Source organism: Rubellimicrobium aerolatum (genome assembly GCF_017872975.1).
Classification (GTDB): domain Bacteria; phylum Pseudomonadota; class Alphaproteobacteria; order Rhodobacterales; family Rhodobacteraceae; genus Rubellimicrobium; species Rubellimicrobium aerolatum.
The window spans coordinates 104,040-124,147 of the sequence record NZ_JAGGJP010000002.1 but is presented as its reverse complement, the minus strand read 5'-3'; the positions used below and the strand labels follow the sequence as shown (position 1 = coordinate 124,147).

Here is a 20,108-nt window from a genome sequence, read left to right as displayed (position 1 = left end):
CCCGGAGTGTGGCATGGACCTCTCGGCGTGGCGCGACCGGCTGCTCGACCTGGCCCCCGGCGATCTCGCCCTGATGCTGACCACGACCTTCGTCCTGGCCGCCATCGCCGGCATCCTCCTCCTCAAGCCCATCCTGCGGCTGCTGATCGGCCGCGCCGACCCCACCATCAACGAGACCATCGGCTACGCCACCGCGAGCTTCTCGCTCTTCTACGCGCTGCTCCTCGGCCTGCTGACCGTCGCGGCCTACCAGAACCGCGAGGCGGTGGGGCAGGACATCGAGGCGGAGGCCGGCGCGCTCGGCGCGCTCTACGCCGACATGGGCTCCTACCCCGAGCCGCTGCGGTCGCGGATGCGGGGGCAGCTCCGGGACTACACCCTGTTCACCATCCACAAGGACTGGCCCGCCCACCGGCGGGGCGAGGTGCTGAACGGCGGCGCCAACCGCGTGGACGCGCTGCGGCTGCGCCTCGCCGGCTTCGAGCCGCAGGGCGCGGGCCAGGAGATCGTCCACGCCGAGACGCTGTCGGCCTTCGGCGCCTTCGCGCAGGCCCGCCAGCAGCGGCTCAACGGCGTCATCACCCGCATCCCCGACGTGCTCTGGCAGGCGGTGCTGGTCGGGGCCGCGCTCAACCTCCTCATCATCGTCCTGCTGCGGATCAAGCTCGTGGCGCACCTGATCCTGGGCACCATCTCCGCCTTCTTCCTGGGCGTGGTGCTGTTCGTCATCGCCTATCTCGACGACCCGCTCCGGGGCGAGGCGGGGCTCGACCCCGACCCGTTCCGCCTCCTGTGGGACCGCCAGATGGCCTGGGACGAGGGCGCGGCCTTCGTTGATCGGGCGGGGGATTCCTGATGGCGACCTTCTCCGTGCGCGAGGTCGAGGGGATGCGGCAGGTCCGGGTGGACCTGCGGGACGAGGGCGTCCGCACCCGGCGCGGCGCGGTGTCGAACCTGCGCGGCCCCGTGCGCGCCACCGCGCGGCTGCCCGGTCCCGGCGACCTCCTCCGCGGCCTCGTCTCGGGCGAGGCGCGGGTCCGGCCGCGCTACCACGGCACCGGCTCGGTGCTGCTGCAACCCTCGCTCGGGGGCTACCACGTCCTCGACGTGGAGGAAGGGGAGTCCTGGGTGCTCGAACCCGGCGTGTTCTGGGCGGCCGAGGAGGGCGTGCGCCTCGGCCTCTACCGCGAAAGGTTCTGGCCCGCCTTCTGGGCCGGCGACGGGCTCCTCGCCTGGAAGACCACGCTCGCGGGGCAGGGCCGCGTCGCCATCAACGCGCCGGGCCCGGTGGAGACGGTGGAGGTGGAGGACGAGATGCGCGTCCAGGGCCGCCTCGTGCTGGGCCGGACGCGGGGCCTGCGCTTCTCCTCCGAGAGGGCGGGCTCGATCTGGGCCGCGCCGCTTTTGGGCCAGAAGCGGCTCCGCGCCTTCCGGGGGACGGGACGCGCGCTGGTGTGCTGGACGCCCTACTGGAACCAGCACATCTACGAGACCATGACCGGCGCCGGCATCCAGGGCTCCCTCTTCGAGTGAGGCCGGCGTCCCGCGCGGGCCGGCTTGCCGGGGTCCTCTCGCCGGAACGGCCACGCCAGCTTCGACCACGCGACCACCGGCTACCGCGAGGACGCCCTGGTGAAGATGCAGGTCCTCGTCAACGACGAGCCGGTGGACGCCCTGTCGATGATGGTCCACCGCGACCGGGCCCGGATGCGGGGCCGGGCGATGGTGGAGAAGCTCAAGGACCTGATCCCCCGCCACATGTTCAAGATCCCGATCCAGGCGGCCATCGGCGGCAAGGTCATCGCCCGCGAGACGCTGTCGGCGCTGCGGAAGGACGTGACCGCCAAGTGCTACGGCGGAGACGCGACGCGCAAGCTGAAGCTGCTCGACAAGCAGAAGGCCGGGAAGAAGAAGATGAGGCAGTTCGGGAAGGTGGACATCCCGCAGGAGGCGTTCATCTCGGCGCTGAAGATGGATGGGTGATGAGCCAGCGCCACAATATTGCCATAAGTCTCGCCGACTCTTCGCTAAATAGTTTGGCGGAGAAGAGAAGATGTTTGGTGGCAATACGTTGAAGATATGTAAGCATTTTATCAACCATGAATCTTATTTAGAAACTTACGGCGCTCATCCTTTGGCGACCGTGACTGCGGAGCGCGATCAGGATGGTGTGCCTGTGCGCTTTGTGAGTTCAGCTAATAAAACTTCTGAGCTTCTAGCCAGTGAGTTTCGCAATCAATATGATCAATTTCGCCAAAAGCATAAAAGAGAAAATCTCTCCATCCAAAAATCTATTGTTCTGGACGATGAAACTGTCATGTCTTTTGATATGTGTGCGGTTGCAGCGACAGTTCATCTATCCAAAATCACTTCCAACGAAAATTTGCAAGTCACGTTTGTTGTCGGGTTCATGCGGATGCTTGCGGACTCTGATGATTGCTTGATAATTCTTGCTCTTGCTCAAAGTGTTTCCCTGATTCGCTGGTCGAGCAAAATTCGTGCGGAACTTGGCACAGAAATAGTTGAAAACGTCTGGACGCTTGCGAACTGTATGAATGGTGCGATGGCCGCTCATGAGCGCCATGGGCTTGAAGTGTCGTAGCGAGTTTTAGCAAGCATAGGGTGGATGGTTCCGCGCTTCCGGCGCGGGTTCTTACTGTTGAACGCGCTCACTTCGAAGGCAGGGCGCCCAATTCCCGCATTGCAGCTTCAAGGCTTCCCCATTTGTTCTCCGGGCACGGCTTCACCCGCTTCTGCGGATCTTGGCGGTTAGGAGCAATCCTCTGTGTTAGGCCATGCGTATCCAGGACATGAGCAATCCAGCAGTTTTGCGGGACGAAGCCGCGCGTCTTACGGGTGTGCTCCCGAATCTCCTTATAAGTTGCCATTGCCACCTCCCTAGCGATCAAACGTGCCATCTGGTCAGCGACTTCATGGTCACGCTGGTTCCTAGCATAGAGCAAGGAGCTTTATGTAGCTGCCTCTACTTCTCCGGCGCGGGTCCATCCACCATCGACCCCCGTCGTTGCCGCTCGGAACGAGGCCATCTCCTCACCCGATGGCCTGCGTAGGGTGCGCTTCAGCGCACCACCTGAACCCCCGTGGTGCGCTGAAGCGCACCCTGCCAGCAACCCGTAGGGTGGGTGCCAACCCACCATTGCGCCATCCGCACGTCGAGCCACGGTGGGTTTCACCCACCCTACAACCCTGCGACGGTGACGCGCGGACCCCCTGCGGGTGAACCTCGGCTGCGCTGGGACCTGCTCACCTGACGCCCGCATCCACCCGCCCACCCCCGGCCAGCCGGTCCGTGAACCGACGACCACCCCTCGGGCCTCTCCACGACCCCGTCCTTGACCGGGTCGATCCGGCATCCCCCCACCCTCGCCCCTCCCGGTCAACGCCGCCCCAACCGCCGCGCACCGAACTCACGGAACCCCGCCGCCCCTTCCGCCCTTGTCCCCCCGGAACCCCCACCGGAGCACCCCCACCATGAGCCGCAACGCCATCCTCGGCATCGTCATCGGGATCGTCGTCGTGGTGGTCCTGTGGCTGATCTTCTTCGCCACCGGCGGCCCCGAGGCCGTCACCGAGGGCAACCCCGCCGAGGCGAACTCGACCGCGCCCGTCACCCCCGGCGACGCCGACGACGAGGGCGACGGGGACTCCGGCGAGGCCGCCGAGGACTGACGCCCCCCGCGGGCGCCCCAGCGGGGGCGTTGCGCGAATCGACCCCTGAGCGTTCGTTGCTGTCGGACGGCGTTAACGCTTCCCGGGCAGGATGGCCTCCAAAGCCATGCCCCTGCCCAGGAGATCCGACCCATGCCGCTCGACCACGCCCAGCCCTGCACGCCCGAGGACCTCGCCCTCCTCGACGCGCCGCTCCCGTCGCCGCACCGGCCCAACCGGCTGGCCGAGATCCTGCGCGGCCGCCCCGAGGCCCCCTTCGGCCAGCGCCGCATCGCCGACCCGCGCGAGGAGGCCCGCGTCGCCCGCTCCTTCATCCAGCGCCAGGTCTGGGAGGAGGCCGGCTACCACTTCCCCGACCACCCCGAGCGCCCCCGCGTCCCCTGGTTCTCGCGCCACCGCTACCCCGAATGGGCGGCCGAGGACGACGCGCGCGCGGCGGCGGCGGCGGAAGCGGCGGAGGCCACCGCCCAGCCCGAGCCCGCCCCCGCGCCCGTCACGGAACCCGCCCCCGCGCCGGCCCGTTCTCCCGCCGAACCGCAAGGAGACGACACCCATGACCGACGACCCCAAGAAGGACGCCGAGATCGAGGCCCGCTTCTGGGCCGCGCTCCGCAAGGACATGACCGTGATGCTGGGCCTGGGCTCCGAGATCGAGTCGCGCCCGATGACCGCGCAACTGGCGGACGACGGGGATCACGGCCCGATCTGGTTCTTCGGCAACACCGAATCCGACCTCGTGGAGCATCTGGGGCAGGGGGCCAAGGACGCCAGCCTGCACTTCGTGTCCAAGGGGCACGACATCTGGGCGACGGTGTCGGGCACGATCCGGGTGGACAACAACCGGGCGATGATCGACGCGCTGTGGAACCCGCACGTGGCCGCCTGGTACGAGGGGGGCAAGGACGACCCCAAGCTGGCGCTGCTGCGGCTGGACCCGGCGCACGGCAAGATCTGGAAGGACGGCTCCTCGCTGATCGCCGGGGTGCTGTCGATCCTCGGCCGCGACCCGAAGAAGGACTATCAGGACAACGTGGCCGAGGTCAGCCTGCGCTGACCCCGCCCGACGGCGCCTGTCTAGGCGTCGAGGAAGGCCCTGACCGCCGCCTCCGTCTCGCGGGGGCGGTCGGCATGGACCCAGTGCCCCGCGCCCTTGACGCGGGCGAAGCGGGCGCCGGGGAACAGCGCCTTGATGCGCGCCCGGTGCTCGGGCCGAACATAGGTGGACAGCTCGCCCGAGAGGAACAGCGTAGGCCCGTCGAAGCGCCCCGCGACCTCCGGGAAGCCGATCACCGCATCCATCCCCGCCTCCAGCGCGTCGAGGTTCAGCCGCCAGCGCCGGCCCTGAAGGTCGAGGCTCTGGAGCAGGAACGGCGCGATCGCCGGATCGGCCCCCATCCGCGCCTCGGCCTCGCTCCGCGAGCCGACGGTGGCGAGGTCCACCCGCCGCATCGCCGCGATGGCGGGCAACTGCGTGTGCGCGTAGCCCACCGGCGCGATGTCGAGCGCCACGAGACGCCGCACCAGCCCCGGCCGCGTCAGCGCCAGCACCATGGCGGCCTTGCCGCCCATGGAATGCCCCAGCACGTCCATCGGGCCGCCCTGGGCCTCGATGACCTCGGCGAGGTCGCGCGCCATGGACGGGTAGTCGTGCACGGGGTCGTGCGGGCTCTCGCCGTGGTTCCTCATGTCCACGGCCAGCACCTCGCGCCCGTCCGACAGCCGCCTGGCGATCACGCCCCAGTTCCGGGCCGAGCCGAAGAGGCCATGGGCGATGAGCAGGGCGGGGCGATCAGTCGGGGTGCCGTGGCGAAGGATGTTCAGCATGGCCGTTCTCTAGCCGCGCGTCCCGCCGGGCTCCAGGGCCGCCAGCGCGGCCCCGGAGGGAGGACGTCAGAGCCCCGGATAGATCGGGAACCGCTCGCAGAGCGCCTGCACCTCGGCGGCGACCCGCGCCTCGATGGCCGCGTCGCCCTGCCCGTCGGTCGCCTTGAGCCCGTCCACGACCTCGATGATCCAGCGGCCGACCTGCCGGAACTCGGCCTCTCCGAACCCCCGCGTCGTCGCCGCGGGGGAGCCCAGGCGCACGCCCGAGGTGACGGTCGGCTTCTCGGGGTCGAAGGGGACGCCGTTCTTGTTGCAGGTGATGCAGGCGCGGCCGAGCGCCTGTTCGGTGGCGTTGCCCTTCACGCCCTTGGGCCGCAGGTCCACGAGCATCAGGTGGGTGTCGGTGCCCCCCGTCACGATGTCGAGCCCGCCCTTCATCAGCTCGTCGGCGAGCGCCTGGGCATTGGCCACGACCTGCCGCTGGTAGTCCTTGAACGACGGCTCCAGCGCCTCGCCGAAGGCCACGGCCTTGGCCGCGATGACGTGCATGAGCGGGCCGCCCTGGATGCCGGGGAAGATGGCCGAGTTGATCTTCTTGGCGATGTCCTCGTCGTTGGTGAGGATCATCCCGCCGCGCGGGCCGCGCAGGGTCTTGTGCGTGGTCGTGGTCGCGACATGGGCGTGGGGGAAGGGCGAGGGGTAGAGCCCCGCCGCCACGAGCCCCGCGAAGTGCGCCATGTCCACGATCAGGTAGGCGCCCACGCTGTCGGCGATCTCGCGCATCCGGGCGAAGTCGATGACGCGCGGGATGGCCGAGCCGCCGGCGATGATCGCCTTGGGCCTGTGCTCGGTGGCCAGCCCCGCGACCTGATCGTAGTCGAGAAGGCTGTCCTGCCGCCGCACTCCGTATTGGATGGCGTTGAACCACTTGCCCGACTGGTTGGGCTTGGCGCCGTGGGTCAGGTGGCCGCCGGCGTCGAGGCTCATGCCGAGGATGGTGTCGCCCGGCTGGAGGAGCGCCGTGTAGACCCCCTGGTTCGCCTGCGAGCCCGAGTTGGGCTGGACGTTGGCGAAGGCGCAGCCGAAGAGCCGCTTCGCCCGCTCGATCGCCAGCGTCTCCGCCACGTCCACGAACTGGCAGCCGCCGTAATAGCGCTTGCCCGGATAGCCCTCGGCGTACTTGTTGGTCATCACCGAGCCCTGCGCCTCCAGCACGGCGCGGCTCACGATGTTCTCGCTCGCGATCAGCTCGATCTCGTGGCGCTGGCGGCCCAGCTCCTGCGCGATGGCGTGGGCGATCTCGGGGTCGCGGGCGGCGAGAGAGGTGTCGAAGAAGCCGTTGTCCAGCATCGGGCGATCCTTGTCAGGCGGGTCTGCGGCCTTCTAGCGGCTGCGCGGCCCCGGCGCGAGGCGCAAAACGACGCGCGGCGGGCCTCGGGCGTCGCCGAAGGGGCGGCTTGCGTTTCGCATCACGGCGGCGGACAACCCCACGGAAACCTGGGGGAGCCCTCGCGCATGACCGCGCCTCGCATCCGCTTTCTGGCGAGCGACGCCGCCCTGGCCCAGGAGGCGCGCGACCGGCTGGTGTCCCGCTACGGCCAAGCCCCGGTCGAGGAGGCGGAGGTCGTGGTCGCGCTGGGCGGCGACGGCTTCATGCTCCAGACGCTCCACGCCGTCGAAGGGCGCGAGGTGCCGGTCTACGGCATGAACCGGGGCACGGTCGGCTTCCTGATGAACGCCTACCGCGAGACCGAGCTGCGCCAGCGGCTGGCGCGCGCGGAGCACGCGATCATCAACCCGCTGCGGATGCGCGCCGCCCCGGTGACGGGCGGGGTCGAGGAGGCGCTCGCCATCAACGAGGTGTCCCTCCTGCGCGCCGGCCCCCAGGCCGCCAAGCTGCGGGTGAGCGTGGACGGCAAGGTGCGGATGGAGGAGCTGGTCTGCGACGGCGCGCTGGTGGCGACGCCAGCGGGCTCGACCGCCTACAACTACTCGGCGCATGGGCCGATCCTGCCCATCGGGGCCGAGGTGCTGGCGCTGACCGCCATCGCGCCGTTCCGCCCGCGCCGCTGGCGGGGCGCGCTGATCCCCAGGGACGCCGTGGTGCGCTTCGACGTGATCGAGGCCGGCAAGCGCCCCGTCCGCGCCGACGCCGATTCCCGCCCCGTGCAGGACGTGGCCTGGGTCGAGGTGTCCTCGGAGCCCGCCGTGCGCCACCACCTCCTCTTCGACCCCGGCCACGGCCTCGACGAGCGGCTGATCCGCGAGCAGTTCGAGTGACGCTCGCGCTCTATGCCCTGGCGGCGGGGCTGGAGATCGGCGGCTGCTTCGCCGTCTGGGCCTGGGCGCGCGGCGGCGCGTCCCCGGGCTGGCTGGTTCCCGGGTTGGCCGCGCTTCTCGGCTTCGCCTGGCTCCTCACCCGAGCGGAGTCGGGGTTCGCGGGCCGGGCCTTCGCGGCCTATGGCGGGGTCTATGTCGCGGCCTCGCTGCTCTGGCTCTGGCTGGTCGAGGGGCAGAGGCCGGACCGCTGGGATCTCGCGGGCGGGGCGGTGGTGCTGGCCGGCGCGGCCCTGATCCTCTGGGCGCCCCGGAGCGGTTGAGCGCCGTTAGCCGATAGCGGTCCGGCCCCGGCGCCTAGCAACGCGCCGTTCTTGCCCGGCATCCCGGTCCGGCCCGAACTCCCGGCGTGGTCCCCCCTGCTCGGGGCCGTCCGGGAGACGCCATGACCGACAGCCCATCCTTTCTCCTGGGCCTCGCGGCCCTGATCCTCACCGCCTTCGCCCTGGCGCTCGGCGGGCCGGAGGCCCGGCCGTCCCGCGCGCCCGTGACCGGGACCGCGACGGCCCCGCTCCCCGTCTGCGTCCTGACGCTCGCGGGCGGCACGCGCGCCTGCCAGTCGGCGCCCTAGCTGTAGTGCTGCACCGGGGTCCCGGCGATGGCGCTCATGTTCAGGAGGCCGCGCGCGGTGATCGAGGGCGTGACGATATGGGCGCGGTTGCCCATGCCCATCAGGATCGGCCCGACCTCCAGCCCGCGCGCCTTCATCTTCAGGATGTTCCGCACCCCCGACGCCGTGTCGGTGCCCGAGAAGATCAGGATGTTCGCCGCCCCCTCCAGCCGGCTGCCGGGCAGGAGCCGGTCACGGATCTCGGGGTCGAGCGCGGCGTCCACGTGCATCTCGCCCTCGTAGGCGAAGTCGGGCCGCAGCCGGTCGAGGATCTCCATCGCCGCGCGCATCCGGAGCCCCGAGGCGGTGTCGAGGTTGCCGAACTGCGAATGCGAGCAGAGCGCGACCTTGGGCACGACGCCGAAGCGGCGGGCGTGACGGGCGGCGCCGATGACGGCCTCGACCACCTGATCGGGCGTGGGGTCGGGGTGGACCTGGGTGTCGGCGACGAACAGCGGGCCGTCGTCCAGGATCATCAGCGACAGGGCCCCCACGGGCCGCAGCCCGTCCCGCGCGAGGATCTGGCGGACGTAGCCCAGGTGCCAGAGATACTGGCCCAGGGTTCCGCAGATGAGGGACTCGGCCTCGCCCCGGTGGACCATCACCGCGCCGATGGCGGTCGTGTTGGTCCGCATGATCGCGCGGGCGGTGTCGGGGGTGACGCCGCGCCGGGCCATCAGCTCGTGGTAGGTGCCCCAGTAGTCGCGGTAGCGGGCGTCGGATTCGGGGTTCACCAGCTCGAAGTCGCGGTCGGGACGGATCGGCAGGCCGAGCCTCCGGCAGCGCACGTCGACCACCTCGGGGCGGCCGATCAGGATCGGCTTGTCGTCGGTCTCCTCCAGCATGGCGGCGGCGGTCCGCAGCACCCGCTCGTCCTCGCCCTCGGCGAAGACGATCCGGCGGGCGGCGTGCTTGGACGCCTCGAACACGGGCCGCATGATGAGCGCCGAGCGGAACACCGAGCCGTCGAGCTGGTCCTTGTAGGCCTTGAGGTCGGCGATGGGCCGGGTGGCCACGCCCGACTCCATCGCCGCGCGGGCGACGGCGGTGGCGACGACGCCCATCAGGCGGGGGTCGAAGGGCTTGGGGATCAGGTAGTCGGGGCCGAAGGTCATCTCCTCGCCGTGGTAGGCGGCGGCGGCCTCGGCGGAGGTCGTGGCGCGCGCCAGCTCGGCGATGCCCTCGACGCAGGCGAGCTTCATGGCGTCGTTGATCGTGGTCGCGCCCACGTCCAGCGCGCCGCGGAAGATGAACGGGAAGCAGAGGACGTTGTTGACCTGGTTGGGGAAGTCCGACCGGCCGGTGGCGATGACCGCACCGGGGGCGGCCTGCCGCGCGAGGTCGGGTAGGATCTCGGGCGAGGGGTTGGCGAGGGCGAAGATGATCGGCCGCTCGGCCATGCGCGCGACCATCGAAGGGGAGAGCACGTTCGGGCCTGAGAGGCCGAGGAACATGTCCGCGCCGCCGATCACGTCCGCCAGCGTCGCGGGCGTCGCGCCTTGGGCATAGGCCGCCTTCTGCGGGGTCATGTCGGCCTCGCGCCCGTGGTGGACCAAACCTTGAAGGTCGCAGAGCCAGATGTTCTCGCGCCGGACGCCCAGCGTCACCAGCATGTCGAGGCAGGCGATCCCCGCCGCGCCGCCGCCGGTGGAGACGACCTTGATCTCCTCCCACCGCTTGCCCGTCACGCGCAGCGCGTTGGTGGTGGCCGCGCCGACGACGATGGCCGTGCCGTGCTGGTCGTCGTGGAAGACGGGGATGTTCATCCGCTCGCGGCAGAGCCGTTCCACCGTGAAGCAGTCGGGGGCCTTGATGTCCTCCAGGTTGATCGCGCCGAAGGTGGGTTCGAGCGCGCAGACGATCTCCGCCAGCTTCTCGGGGTCGCTCTCGTTCAGCTCGATGTCGAAGCAGTCGATGTTGGCGAACTTCTTGAAGAGGACGGCCTTGCCCTCCATCACCGGCTTGGAGGCCAGCGCGCCGATGTTGCCGAGGCCCAGGACGGCGGTGCCGTTCGACACTACGGCCACGAGGTTGCCGCGCGAGGTGTAGTCGCGGGCGGTGGCGGGGTCGGCCTTGATCTCCAGGCAGGCCTCGGCCACGCCGGGGGAGTAGGCGCGGGCGAGGTCCTGGCCGTTGGCGAGCGGCTTGGTGGCGCGCACCTCCAGCTTGCCCGGACGGGGGAGGCGGTGGTAGTCGAGCGCGGCCTGCCTCAGGCCGTCCTTGCCGTCGTCGGGCATCGGGGGCCCCTCCTGCTCTGCCGTCGTTTTGGCCGCTTCTACGGGGCGGCGGCGGCGGTTGCAAAGGGGACGCGCGACCGGGGAGCGCGGAAAGAGGAAATCCCCGCGAGGCCTCCGGTTGCCCTGGGCCGCGCGGACGGGGCGCGCGGACGGGGGGCCGGTCCGCTGCATCCAGCGGGCTGGGTCCAAGGGCATCGAGGGAGGGCGCCCCTGGGGCGCCTCGGCCTCCCTGGCCGGGTATATGGCCGCTGCTGGCCCATCGCGTGTCTCTGCGCCGCGCGTGTCAGGGGCGGCTCGCTCCTCGTGTCTCGTCTCTCCTTTCCGTCCCCCGCCGTCGGTGCCGGCGCGTCGCCCCTGCGAGAGGCGCCGGGCCGTGCGGCGGGGGGCCGCTGCGTGTGGTCGTGCGAGGAGGAGAATCGCAGGAGAGTGTTAACCCGGAGTGTCAGCAACGAGCGCTCGGCGGGCACTTCGCGCAACACCCTTGGGCGCGAGCGCGAACCGGTGGGCGCGGCACATGGTGCGCTGAAGCGCACCCGACGACAGCCCGGCCTCGCGGTCGCAGGGTGGGGCGGAACCCCATCCTGCGGAGGGCTGGGTGGCGCGCGCGGGCTATGGCCCTTCTTTGGCTCCAAGTATCCTGGGGGGAGCGCGGAACGCGCGGGGGGCAAAGCCCCCCGGCGACGGCGGACGCCGGGACGCCGCGTCAGCCCCGGAGCAGGCCCACGACCTCGTAGGTGCGGGACAGGACCGGGGCGGCGATGGCGCGGGCGCGCTCGGCGCCGCGGGCGAGGAGGCGGTCGATCTCGGCGGGGTCGGCCATCAGGCGGGCCATCTCGCGCGAGACGGGGGAGAGGGTCTCGACCGCGAGTTCGGCCAAGGCGGGCTTGAAGGTGCCCCAGCCGGCGCCGGGGTGGCGGGCCAGCACCTCGGCGGGCGCGATCCCGGCGAGGGCCGCGTAGATCTCCACGAGGTTCCTGGCCTCGGGGCGGCCCTGGAGGCCCTCCACCGTCTCGGGGAGCGGCGCGGGGTCGGTGCGGGCCTTCTGGAACTTGCGGAGGATGGTGTCGGCGTCGTCCGTGAGGTTGATCCGCTCCATGTCCGATTCGCCGGACTTGGACATCTTCCTCGTGCCGTCGCGCAGGTTCATCACCCGCATGGCGGGGCCTTCGATCACCGGCTCGGGCAGGGGGAAGAGGTCCACCTTGTAATCGTGGTTGAACTTCGCGGCGATGTCGCGCGTGAGCTCCACGTGCTGCTTCTGGTCCTCGCCCACCGGGACGTGGGTCGCGTGGTAGAGCAGGATGTCGGCGGCCATCAGCGAGGGATAGGCGTAGAGGCCGAGCGACTGCGCCTCGGCGTTCTTGCCCGCCTTCTCCTTGAACTGCGTCATGCGGTTCATCCAGCCGAGCCGGGTGACGCAGTTGAAGATCCACGCCAGCTCGGCGTGCTGGGAGACCTGGGACTGGTTGAAGAGGACCGAGCGTTCGGGGTCGATGCCCGAGGCGAGGAAGGCGGCCGCAACCTCGCGGGTGGCGGCGTGCAGCTCCTTGGGGTCCTGCCAGACGGTGATCGCGTGCAGGTCGGCCACGCAGTAGATCGTCTCGTGGGTGGCTGCGTCCTGGGTCTGCACGAAGCGCTTGATGGCGCCCAGGTAGTTGCCGAGCGTGAGCCCGCCCGAGGGCTTGATGCCCGAGAAGACGCGGGGGGTGAAACGGGCGTCACGCATGGGGGAAGGGTCCGCTGGCCTTGGGGGTCGGGTTGGCTTATCGGGGGGGCTGGTCAGCGTCAAGGAGACCGCCCGTGGCCCGATCCTTCCAGAAGCCCCTGCCGGAGCCGGTGCCGGGCGAGCAGCCCGTCAACCCGCTGCCGCCTGCCGTGCTGGCGCTGTTCCTCGTCGTCATGGGGGTGGAGGTGGCGCTGTCGCTCGGGGGGACGGGGCTGGTGGGCGGTCCCGGCGCGGTGGGGTGGCGGATCGCGATGCTCGACCGCTTCGCCTTCGCGCCGGCGGTGCTCGACTACATCGCCTGGGGCGGGCGGCGCGACCCGGGGCTGCTGCTGCGGTTCCTGAGCTACGCCTTCGTGCACGGGAGCGTGACGCACGCGCTGTTCGCGGGGGCGCTGCTGCTCGCGCTCGGCAAGTTCGTGGCCGAGGGGATGGGGCAGGTGGCGACGCTGGTGGTCTTCGTCGCGGCGACGGTGGGAGGCGCGGCGGGTTTTGGGCTCGTGCTGGACGGGGGGCAGCCGCTGTTCGGCTGCTATCCGGGGGTCTATGGGCTGATCGGGGCCTTCACCTATCTCACGTGGCTGAAGCTGGGCCGGGCGGGAGAGCGGCGGCTGCGGGCGTTCCGGCTGATCGGGGGGCTGCTGGCGGTGCAGCTCGTGTTCGGGGCGCTGTTCGGGGCGAACCCGCAATGGGTGGCGGACGTGGCGGGCTTCGTCGCGGGCGGGGCGGCGGCGACGGTGGCCGCGCCGGGAGGCCTCGCGGCGCTGCGGGCGCGGCTCCGCGCCCGGTAAGGTGCGCTGAGGCGCGGGCGCTAGCGGCGGAGCGCGGCGCGCAGGTCCGAGGGGCGGAGCGCGCCGAGCGCGGCGGCGGCGGCGAAGTAGGTGGCGATCCCGAGGGCGCAAAGGCCCGCGAGGGCGAGGTAGCGCCACGAGGGCGCATGGAGCGCGCCGTCGAGGAGCCGGGCCGCCCCCCAAAGGATGACCCCCATGAGCGCCGAGGCGACGACGATGCGGGGCAGGCGCGCGCGGAGGCGGTCGTCGAGGCGGCTCGCGTCGCCCATGGAGCGGGCGCCGCGCCAGAGCTGCCACACCATCGTCCAGCCGGCGACGGTGGTGCCGAGCGCGGCGGCGAGGAATCCGATGAAGGGGGCGAGGCCCACGGCGACGGCGGCGTTCACCACCATGGCCCAGACGGCATACTGGAACGGACGGCGGGTGTCCTCGCGGGCGTAGAACAGCGGTTGCAGGACCTTGTGGAGGACGAAGGCCGGCAGGCCCGCGCCGTAGACGGCGAGGGTCAAGGCGGTGGCGACCGTGTCGGCGCGGTCGAAGGCGCCGCGCTCGAAGAGGACGGAGATGAGGGGGTGGGCGATCACCACCAGCGCCACGGCGGCGGGGATGGTGAGGGTGAGGCTGATCTCGGCGGCGCGGTTGAAGGCGTGGCGGCCGCCCTGGTCGTCGCCCGCGCGCAGGCGGCGGGACAGGTCGGGCAGGAGCACGGTGCCGATGGCGATGCCGACGACTCCGAGCGGGAGCTGGTAGAGGCGGTCGGCGTAGGACAGCCAGGCCACCGCGCCGTCGAAGAAGCTGGCAACCTGCCGGCCGACGAGGAGGTTCACCTGCACGACGCCGCCCGCGAGCATGGCAGGGCCGGCGATGCGGGCGAGGCGGCGCAGGTCGGGCGTCAGGCACGGTCGGGCGAGCCGGGGGGCGAGGCCCATCCGGCGCGCGGCGGCCCAGGTGAAGGCCAGTTGCGCGATGCCGGTGACGGGGACGGTCCAGGCGAGCGTCAGGCCCATGTCCCAGCCCAGCGCGTCGCCCAGCAGCATGGCGGCGATGAACAGGAGGTTCATCAGGACGGGCACCATGCTCGCCTCGGTGAAGCTGCCGAAGGCGTTGAGGATGCCGGACAGGAGCGCCACGAGGGAGATGAACAGGATGTAGCAGAAGCCGATCCGGCCGTAGAGGACGGCGAGGGGGAACCGTTCGTCGCCCGCGAAGCCCGCCGCCATGGCCCAGACGAGCCAGGGCATGAGGAGCGTGCCGAGGACGGAGAACAGGATCAGGACCGACAGGAGCCCGTTGAAGGCGTCGCGGGCGAAGCCTGCCGCGTCCTCGCCGCCTTCCAGCTTCTTGGCGTAAAGGGGGACGAAGGCCATGTTGAAGGCCCCTTCGGCGAAGAAGCGGCGGAACATGTTGGGGAGGGAGAAGGCCACCAGGAAGGCCTCGGCCACCGGGCCCGCGCCGAGATAGGCGGCCATCATCACGTCGCGCGCGAAGCCCGCCACGCGGGACAGGAGCGTCCACGACCCCACGGTGAGGACGCCCCGGACGAGGCGGATCGGTGCGGCCATGCGGGTCGGACCCCCTTATTCGCGGGCGCGCGCGGCCCCCTGCTCGATCGCCTCGCGCAGCTTGCGTTCCAGGGCGCGCTGGCGGCTCTCGGAATGGAACTTCAGGCCGAACATGTCCTTCACGTAGAAGGTATCCACGGCCTGCTCCCCATAGGTCGCGACGACGGCGGAGGCAATGTAGACGTTGTTCGCCGCCAGCGTCCGCGTCAGGTCGTAGAGCAGGCCGGGGCGGTCGCGGGTGTCCACCTCGATCAGCGTGTAGATGTCGGAGCCCAGGTTGTCGAAGGCGATGCGGGTCGGGCGCTCGAAGGCGGCCTCGCGCTTCTTGAGGCGGTCGCGGTCGCGCAGCGCCTCGCGCGCGACGACCTCGCCCCGGAGGGTGCGGGCGATCATCTGGCGCAGGCGGGGGAGGCGGCTTTCCTCGAAGGGCTTCTCCTCGGCGTCCTGGATCCAGAAGATCGCGGTCGCGTAGCCGTCCTTGGAGGTGTAGGTCCGCGCGTCGCGGATGTTGGCGCCGACCAGCGCCAGCGCCCCCGTCATGCGCGAGAACAGGCCGGGGTGGTCCACCATCGCCATCGCCACGCGGGTCGCGGCGCGGCCTTCGTCGGGCTTGATGTCGATGCGGAGCTCGTCGTCCTGGATGCCGCGCAGGAGATGGGCGAAGACCACATGAAGGTCGGTCGGGAGGCCCAGCCAGTAGGGGCCGTAATGGCGCTGCGACTCGGCCTCGATCTCGGCGGGGCTCCAGCCGGGGAGGGCCTGGGCGAGGGCGCGGCGGGCCTCCTCCTCGCGCGGGGAGCGGGCGAGCTCGGCCGGGCTCTCGGCGGCCTGGGCGAGGAGGGCCTCGGCCGCGGCGTTGTAGAGCGCGCGGAGCAGCATGGCCTTCCAGTTGTTCCACGTCCCGGGGCCCACGCCCCGGATGTCGCAGACGGTGAGCACGGTGAGGAGGTCCAGACGCTCCTTGCCGCCGAGCTTGGCCGCGAAGTCGCGCACGGTGCGCGGCTCGCTGATGTCGCGCTTCTGCGCCACGTCGGACATCAGCAGGTGGTTGCGGACCAGCCAGACCACGGTCTCGGTCTCGCGCGGGGTCAGCCCGAGGCGGGGGGCCACGCGCGAGGCGATCTCGGCGCCGATGACGGAATGGTCGCCCGCCCGGCCCTTGCCGATGTCGTGCAGCAGCAGCGCCACGTAGAGCACCCGGCGGTTCACCCCGGCCTTGAGGATGCCGGAGGCGACGGGAAGCTCCTCGACCAGCTCGCCCTTCTCGATGCGGGCGAGGTGGCTGATGCACTGGATGATGTGCTCGTCCACCGTGAAGTGGTGATACATGTTGAACTGCATCATCGCTACGATGGGCTCGAACTCGGGCAGGAAGGCGGCCAGCGCGCCCAGCTCGTTCATGCGGCGCAGGGCGCGTTCCGGGTTGCCGTGCTTGAGCAGCAGGTCGAGGAAGATGGCGTTGGCGCGCGGGTCGTGCCGCAGGCGGTCGTCGATCAGGTGCAGGTTCGACGCCACCAGCCGCATGGCGTCGGGATGGAGGAGCGTGCCCGTCCGCAGCGCCTCCTCGAAGATCCGCAGGAGGTTCAGCGGATCGGCGAGGAAGTTGGCGTCGTCGGCGACGGCAAGGCGGTTCTGCTTGAAGGCGTAGGGCGGGCGGGCGCGGGGCGTGCGCGAGAAGAGCCGCATGAGGCGCGGCTCGGGCTTGACGTGGATCGCCTCCAGCGCGGTGAGGAAGATGCGCGTGAGCTCGCCCACGCGGTTGGCGTGGCGGAAGTAGTCCTGCATGAAGCGTTCCACCGCGCGGCGGCCGTCGCCGCCCTCGTAGCCCATGCGGCGGGCGACCTCGACCTGGAGGTCGAAGGTGAGCTGGTCCACGGGCCGCCCGGTGATGAGGTGCAGGTGGCAGCGCACGGCCCAGAGGAAGGACTCGGCGCGGCGGAAGGTGGCGAACTCCTCCGGGGTGAAGACGCCCATGGCGACCAGCTCGTCGGTGGTCTCCACGCCGTTGACGTATTTGCCGATCCAGAAGAGCGAATGGAGGTCGCGCAGGCCGCCCTTCCCCTCCTTGACGTTGGGCTCGACCACGTAGCGCTGGCCGCCCTGCTTCTGGTGGCGGGCCGCGCGCTCGGCGAGCTTGGCCTCCAGGAACTCGGTGGCGGAGCCGCGCACCAGCTCGCGCCAGAAGCGCTCGCGGAGCGTCGCGGCGAGGCTCTCGTCGCCCGCGAGGTGGCTGACCTCCAGCAGGCTGGTGCGGATGGTCATGTCGCCCCGGGCGAGCGTCAGCGCCTCCTTGATGGAGCGGGTGGCGTGGCCGACTTTCAGCTTGAGGTCCCAGAGGAGGTAGAGCAGCCCCTCGACCTGGGCCTTCTGCGCCGGCGAAAGCGCGCCGGGCAGCAGGACCATCAGGTCCACGTCGGACTGGGGGGCCATCTCGCCGCGCCCGTAGCCGCCCACGGCCAGGAGGGCGAGGCGGTCGTCGCCGGGGGCGAGCGGGAACAGCGCGCGGGCGACGCGGGTGGCCGACAGGATCAGCCGGTCGGTGAGCCAGGCGATGGCGCGCGTGGCCTCGCGCCCCGCGAAGGGGCGGGCGGCGAAGCCCTCGGCGATGGCGGCCATGCCTTGCGCGCGGGCCTCGGCCAGGAGGCGGACGGAGTCGGCCCGCGCGGCGCGGGGGTCGGGCTGGGCCAGGGCGGCGGCGAGGGCCGGGTCGATGCGGGCGCCGTCCCAGATCGACGGCTCCGGGCAGAGCGGGGCGTCCGGGGCGGACGCGGCGAAGGCCGCGAGGTCAGGAGCCGGCGCCGGCGAAGCTGCGGGGAGCGGGGTCAAGGATCACCACCTGGTTGTTGCGGACCGTCGCCACCGCGAGCCCGCGCTGGTTGGTCCCGTCGGGGAGCAGGCGGAAGATGCCCGCCGTGCCCTGGAAGCCCTGCCCCTGGGTGAGCGAGGCGCGCGAGAGCGCCTGCGCGCCGCCCCGTTGGGCCAGCGCGCCGATGGCGGCGATGCCGTCGTAGGCGAGCGCGGCGACGGGGAGGGGGGTCGCGCCGTAGGCGGCCTCGTAGCGGGTCTCGAAGGCGCGGGTCATGGAGGCGTCGGGGATGGCGAAGATGCCGTCCTGGAGGCCGGGCTGGGTCAGGATCTCGGGCGTGACGTCCCAGCGGGTGAGGCCCACGAGCCGCACGGTGCCGGCGGGCAGCCCGCCGTCGCGCAGCGCCGAGGCGAGGAAGGGCAGGTCGAGCGTGGAATCGGCGGTGGTGAAGATCGCCTGCGCGCCCGAGGTCGTGGCGGCGGTGGCGATGCCGGGGGCGGCGGCCTGGATGCCCTGCTGGGACAGGGGATAGGACTGGACGCCGGTGATCGTCGCGCCGCTGGCGGCAGCGGCGGCCTGGATGGCGTCGCGCCCCAGGTTGCCGCCGAGGTCGCTGCCATGTGCGATCAGGTAGCGGTCGAGGCCGATGCCCCGGCCGTAGCGGATCAGCCGGTCGGCGGTGTTGCCGAAGGTCGGCCCCAGGACGAAGACGTTGCCGCCCGCGATGGTCGGGTTGTTCGAGAAGGCGAGCACGTTGACGCCGCTGGCGGCGGTGGCGACGCCGACGGCGTTGGCCTCCTCGGCCCGGAGCGGCCCGAGGATGATGGCCGCGCCCTCCTCGACGGCGGTGCGGGCGACGGCCGCCGCCTGCTGCGGGTCGCCGGCGGTGGCGTAGACGCGCAGGTCCACCTCGACGCCATCGAGGTCGCCGATGGCGAGGCGGGCCGCGTTCTCGAGGTTGCGGGCGACGAAGTTGTCCGATTCGACCGGCGAGCCCGCCGGGACCAGGAGCGCCACGGGGACGGGCGCCCCGGTCTCGAGCGCGGGGGCGTCGGTGAGCGGCGTGGTCACGGCGACGGGGGCGCAGGCCGACAGCGCGAGCGCGCCGAGCCCCGCGATTTGGCCGAGCACCTTGCGGCGGCTGGAAACCCTTGCGAACATGCGGAACACTCCCCTGGGTCGTTGGCCTGGACGGGGCGGCCGATGCGGGCCCGCGCCGGGCTGCATCATAGGCGCGGGGTCAGGGGGGTCCAGACATGAACGAGGATCGCGGGCGACTTTCGCCGGGTGTCTATCTGGCCGCGACGCCCATCGGCGCGGCGCGGGACATCACGCTGCGGGCGCTGGACCTGCTGCGCGACGCCGACGTGATCGCGGCCGAGGACACGCGGTCGGCGCGCAAGCTCATGGAGATCCACGGGGTGCCGCTGAACGGGCGGCGGGTGGTGGCCTGCCACGACCATTCCGGCGAGGGGGTCGTCGCGGGGCTCGTGGAGGCGGTCGCGGGCGGGGCCTCGGTGGTCTACGTGTCCGAGGCGGGGACGCCGCTGGTGTCGGACCCCGGCTTCACGCTGGCCCGCGCCGCCATCGCGCGGGGGCTGCCGGTGGTGGCCGCGCCGGGAGCCTCGGCTGTGCTGGCGGCGCTGGCGGTGGCGGGGCTGCCGGCGGACCGGTTCCTGTTCGCGGGCTTCCTGCCGACCACGGAGGCCGCGCGGCGGGTGGCCATCGCCGAGCTGGGGGCCGTGCCCGCGACGCTGGTGCTGTATGAATCGCCCAAGCGCGTTCACGCGCTCTTAACGGATCTCGTGGCAGTGTTGGGGGACAGGGAGGCGGCGGTGTGCCGCGAGCTGACCAAGCGATTCGAGGAGGTGCGGCGGGGCACCCTGCGGGCGCTTCTGGAGGGCCTGGGCGACGAGGTGCGGGGCGAGGTCGTGGTGGTCGTGGGCCGGGGGGCCCCGCGCGAGGTGACGGAGGCGGACATCCGCGCGCGGCTGGCGGAGGCGATGGGGACGATGCGGATGAAGGACGCGGCGACGGCGGTGGCGGGCGCGCTGGGGCTGCCCCGGCAGCGGGTCTACCAGCTCGCGCTGGGGATGAAGGACGAATGACCGCCGACCCGCGCGAGGGGCGACGGCTGCGGGGCGGCGACGCCTGGCGCGCGGGCGCGGCGGCGGAGGAGTCGGTGGCGCGGCATTACGAGGAGCAAGGGGCCGTGGTCGCGGCGCGTCGCTGGCGGAGCCCGTGGGGCGAGGTGGACCTGATCGCCCGCGAGGGGGAGCGGGTGGTGGTCGTGGAGGTCAAGAGGGCCACGCGGCTGGACGAGGCCGCGCGGCGGCTCGGGCGGCGGCAGATGGACCGGCTCTGCGCGGCGGCGGCGGCCTTCTGCGCGGGGGAGCCGCGGGGGGCGCTGACGGAGCTGCGCTTCGACCTCGCGCTTGTGGACGGGATGGGGCGGGTCGTGGTGATCCCGAACGCCTTCGGGGAGGATTTCTGAGCGGCGCCTGCCCGTCATCGCGGAACGACCGCGC

Annotated in this window: 19 protein-coding genes and 1 pseudogene; 12 read left to right on the top strand and 8 right to left on the bottom strand. The window is 71.6% G+C overall.

All coding sequences use genetic code 11. The annotated features are described in order from the left end of the window. Nucleotides 1-13 precede the first annotated feature (13 nt). From J2Z33_RS02840 to J2Z33_RS02820, 5 genes and pseudogenes are all read left to right on the top strand, one after another. Entirely contained in the window at nt 14-856 is an 843-nt protein-coding gene (locus J2Z33_RS02840) for a bestrophin-like domain (RefSeq protein ID WP_209837699.1), read from the top strand. Further along, a complete protein-coding gene (locus J2Z33_RS02835; protein ID WP_209837697.1) occupies nt 856-1,533 on the top strand; it encodes an AIM24 family protein in 678 nt (225 codons plus the stop codon). Before J2Z33_RS02840 ends, J2Z33_RS02835 begins: the two co-directional genes overlap by 1 nt. 48 nt (nt 1,534-1,581) lie before the next feature. Beyond that, a pseudogene (locus tag J2Z33_RS02830) lies at nt 1,582-1,983 on the top strand (elongation factor 4); the annotation flags it as partial. Between the two features lie 70 nt (nt 1,984-2,053). Further along, nucleotides 2,054-2,602, top strand: a complete 549-nt coding sequence (locus J2Z33_RS02825; protein ID WP_209837695.1) for a hypothetical protein — start codon at nt 2,054-2,056, stop codon at nt 2,600-2,602. Between the two features lie 890 nt (nt 2,603-3,492). Continuing rightward, nucleotides 3,493-3,690 carry a hypothetical protein gene (locus J2Z33_RS02820; protein ID WP_209837693.1) on the top strand — a complete coding sequence of 66 codons (198 nt, stop codon included), beginning with the start codon at nt 3,493-3,495 and terminating at the stop codon, nt 3,688-3,690. Nucleotides 3,691-3,762: 72 nt separating this feature from the next. Here the strand turns inward: J2Z33_RS02820 and J2Z33_RS02815 are convergent, their stop codons facing one another. Further along, a complete protein-coding gene (locus J2Z33_RS02815; RefSeq protein WP_209837691.1) occupies nt 3,763-4,086 on the bottom strand; it encodes a hypothetical protein in 324 nt (107 codons plus the stop codon). Between the two features lie 157 nt (nt 4,087-4,243). Here J2Z33_RS02815 and J2Z33_RS02810 point away from each other — a divergent pair, with 157 nt between their 5' ends. Continuing rightward, nucleotides 4,244-4,744: a pyridoxamine 5'-phosphate oxidase family protein gene (locus J2Z33_RS02810; RefSeq protein WP_209837689.1), complete on the top strand. Its 501-nt coding sequence runs from the start codon at nt 4,244-4,246 to the stop codon at nt 4,742-4,744. A 20-nt stretch (nt 4,745-4,764) separates the two neighbouring features. Here J2Z33_RS02810 and J2Z33_RS02805 read toward each other — a convergent pair whose 3' ends face one another. Together J2Z33_RS02805 and glyA are read right to left on the bottom strand one after the other, a co-directional pair. Continuing rightward, nucleotides 4,765-5,514 carry an alpha/beta fold hydrolase gene (locus tag J2Z33_RS02805; protein WP_209837687.1) on the bottom strand — a complete coding sequence of 250 codons (750 nt, stop codon included), beginning with the start codon at nt 5,512-5,514 and terminating at the stop codon, nt 4,765-4,767. A 66-nt stretch (nt 5,515-5,580) separates the two neighbouring features. After that, nucleotides 5,581-6,864, bottom strand: a complete 1,284-nt coding sequence (gene glyA / locus J2Z33_RS02800; protein WP_209837685.1) for a serine hydroxymethyltransferase — start codon at nt 6,862-6,864, stop codon at nt 5,581-5,583. Between the two features lie 165 nt (nt 6,865-7,029). Between glyA and J2Z33_RS02795 the strand changes: the two genes are divergently transcribed. The 3 genes from J2Z33_RS02795 to J2Z33_RS02785 all read left to right on the top strand — a co-directional run bounded on the left by J2Z33_RS02795 (nt 7,030) and on the right by J2Z33_RS02785 (nt 8,422). Next, the gene (locus J2Z33_RS02795; protein ID WP_209837683.1) at nt 7,030-7,794 is read left to right on the top strand and encodes an NAD kinase; all 765 of its coding nucleotides are present in this window, start codon (nt 7,030-7,032) and stop codon (nt 7,792-7,794) included. After that, complete coding sequence (locus J2Z33_RS02790) at nt 7,791-8,114, top strand: YnfA family protein (RefSeq protein WP_209837681.1); 324 nt, start codon at nt 7,791-7,793, stop codon at nt 8,112-8,114. The genes J2Z33_RS02795 and J2Z33_RS02790 overlap by 4 nt, the downstream gene beginning before the upstream one ends. 122 nt (nt 8,115-8,236) lie before the next feature. Then, nucleotides 8,237-8,422, top strand: a complete 186-nt coding sequence (locus J2Z33_RS02785; RefSeq protein WP_209837679.1) for a hypothetical protein — start codon at nt 8,237-8,239, stop codon at nt 8,420-8,422. Here J2Z33_RS02785 and J2Z33_RS02780 read toward each other — a convergent pair. Both J2Z33_RS02780 and trpS read right to left on the bottom strand, forming a co-directional pair. Further along, nucleotides 8,419-10,698, bottom strand: a complete 2,280-nt coding sequence (locus J2Z33_RS02780) for an NADP-dependent malic enzyme (RefSeq protein ID WP_209837677.1) — start codon at nt 10,696-10,698, stop codon at nt 8,419-8,421. The two genes, J2Z33_RS02785 and J2Z33_RS02780, sit on opposite strands and share 4 nt — an antisense overlap. A gap of 703 nt (nt 10,699-11,401) precedes the next feature. Next, the gene (gene trpS, locus J2Z33_RS02775) at nt 11,402-12,424 is read right to left on the bottom strand and encodes a tryptophan--tRNA ligase (RefSeq protein ID WP_209837675.1); all 1,023 of its coding nucleotides are present in this window, start codon (nt 12,422-12,424) and stop codon (nt 11,402-11,404) included. A 74-nt stretch (nt 12,425-12,498) separates the two neighbouring features. On the opposite strand from trpS, the gene J2Z33_RS02770 reads away from it, so the two are divergent. Next, a complete protein-coding gene (locus J2Z33_RS02770; protein ID WP_342454113.1) occupies nt 12,499-13,212 on the top strand; it encodes a rhomboid family intramembrane serine protease in 714 nt (237 codons plus the stop codon). A 20-nt stretch (nt 13,213-13,232) separates the two neighbouring features. Here the strand turns inward: J2Z33_RS02770 and murJ are convergent, their stop codons facing one another. From murJ to J2Z33_RS02755, 3 genes are read right to left on the bottom strand one after another with little or no spacing between them, the layout of a single operon-like run. After that, the gene (murJ, locus tag J2Z33_RS02765) at nt 13,233-14,774 is read right to left on the bottom strand and encodes a murein biosynthesis integral membrane protein MurJ (protein WP_209837673.1); all 1,542 of its coding nucleotides are present in this window, start codon (nt 14,772-14,774) and stop codon (nt 13,233-13,235) included. 15 nt (nt 14,775-14,789) lie between these two features. Next, nucleotides 14,790-17,600, bottom strand: a complete 2,811-nt coding sequence (locus tag J2Z33_RS02760) for a [protein-PII] uridylyltransferase (RefSeq protein ID WP_209837671.1) — start codon at nt 17,598-17,600, stop codon at nt 14,790-14,792. Beyond that, the gene (locus J2Z33_RS02755; RefSeq protein WP_209837669.1) at nt 17,560-18,741 is read right to left on the bottom strand and encodes a penicillin-binding protein activator; all 1,182 of its coding nucleotides are present in this window, start codon (nt 18,739-18,741) and stop codon (nt 17,560-17,562) included. Before J2Z33_RS02755 ends, J2Z33_RS02760 begins: the two co-directional genes overlap by 41 nt. Nucleotides 18,742-18,836: 95 nt before the next feature. Between J2Z33_RS02755 and rsmI the strand changes: the two genes are divergently transcribed. Together rsmI and J2Z33_RS02745 are read left to right on the top strand one after the other, a co-directional pair. Beyond that, nucleotides 18,837-19,688 (top strand): 16S rRNA (cytidine(1402)-2'-O)-methyltransferase, encoded by an 852-nt coding sequence (gene rsmI, locus J2Z33_RS02750; RefSeq protein WP_209837666.1) that lies wholly within the window; start codon nt 18,837-18,839, stop codon nt 19,686-19,688. 26 nt (nt 19,689-19,714) lie between these two features. After that, nucleotides 19,715-20,074 (top strand): YraN family protein, encoded by a 360-nt coding sequence (locus J2Z33_RS02745; protein WP_209838221.1) that lies wholly within the window; start codon nt 19,715-19,717, stop codon nt 20,072-20,074. Nucleotides 20,075-20,108 lie beyond the last annotated feature (34 nt).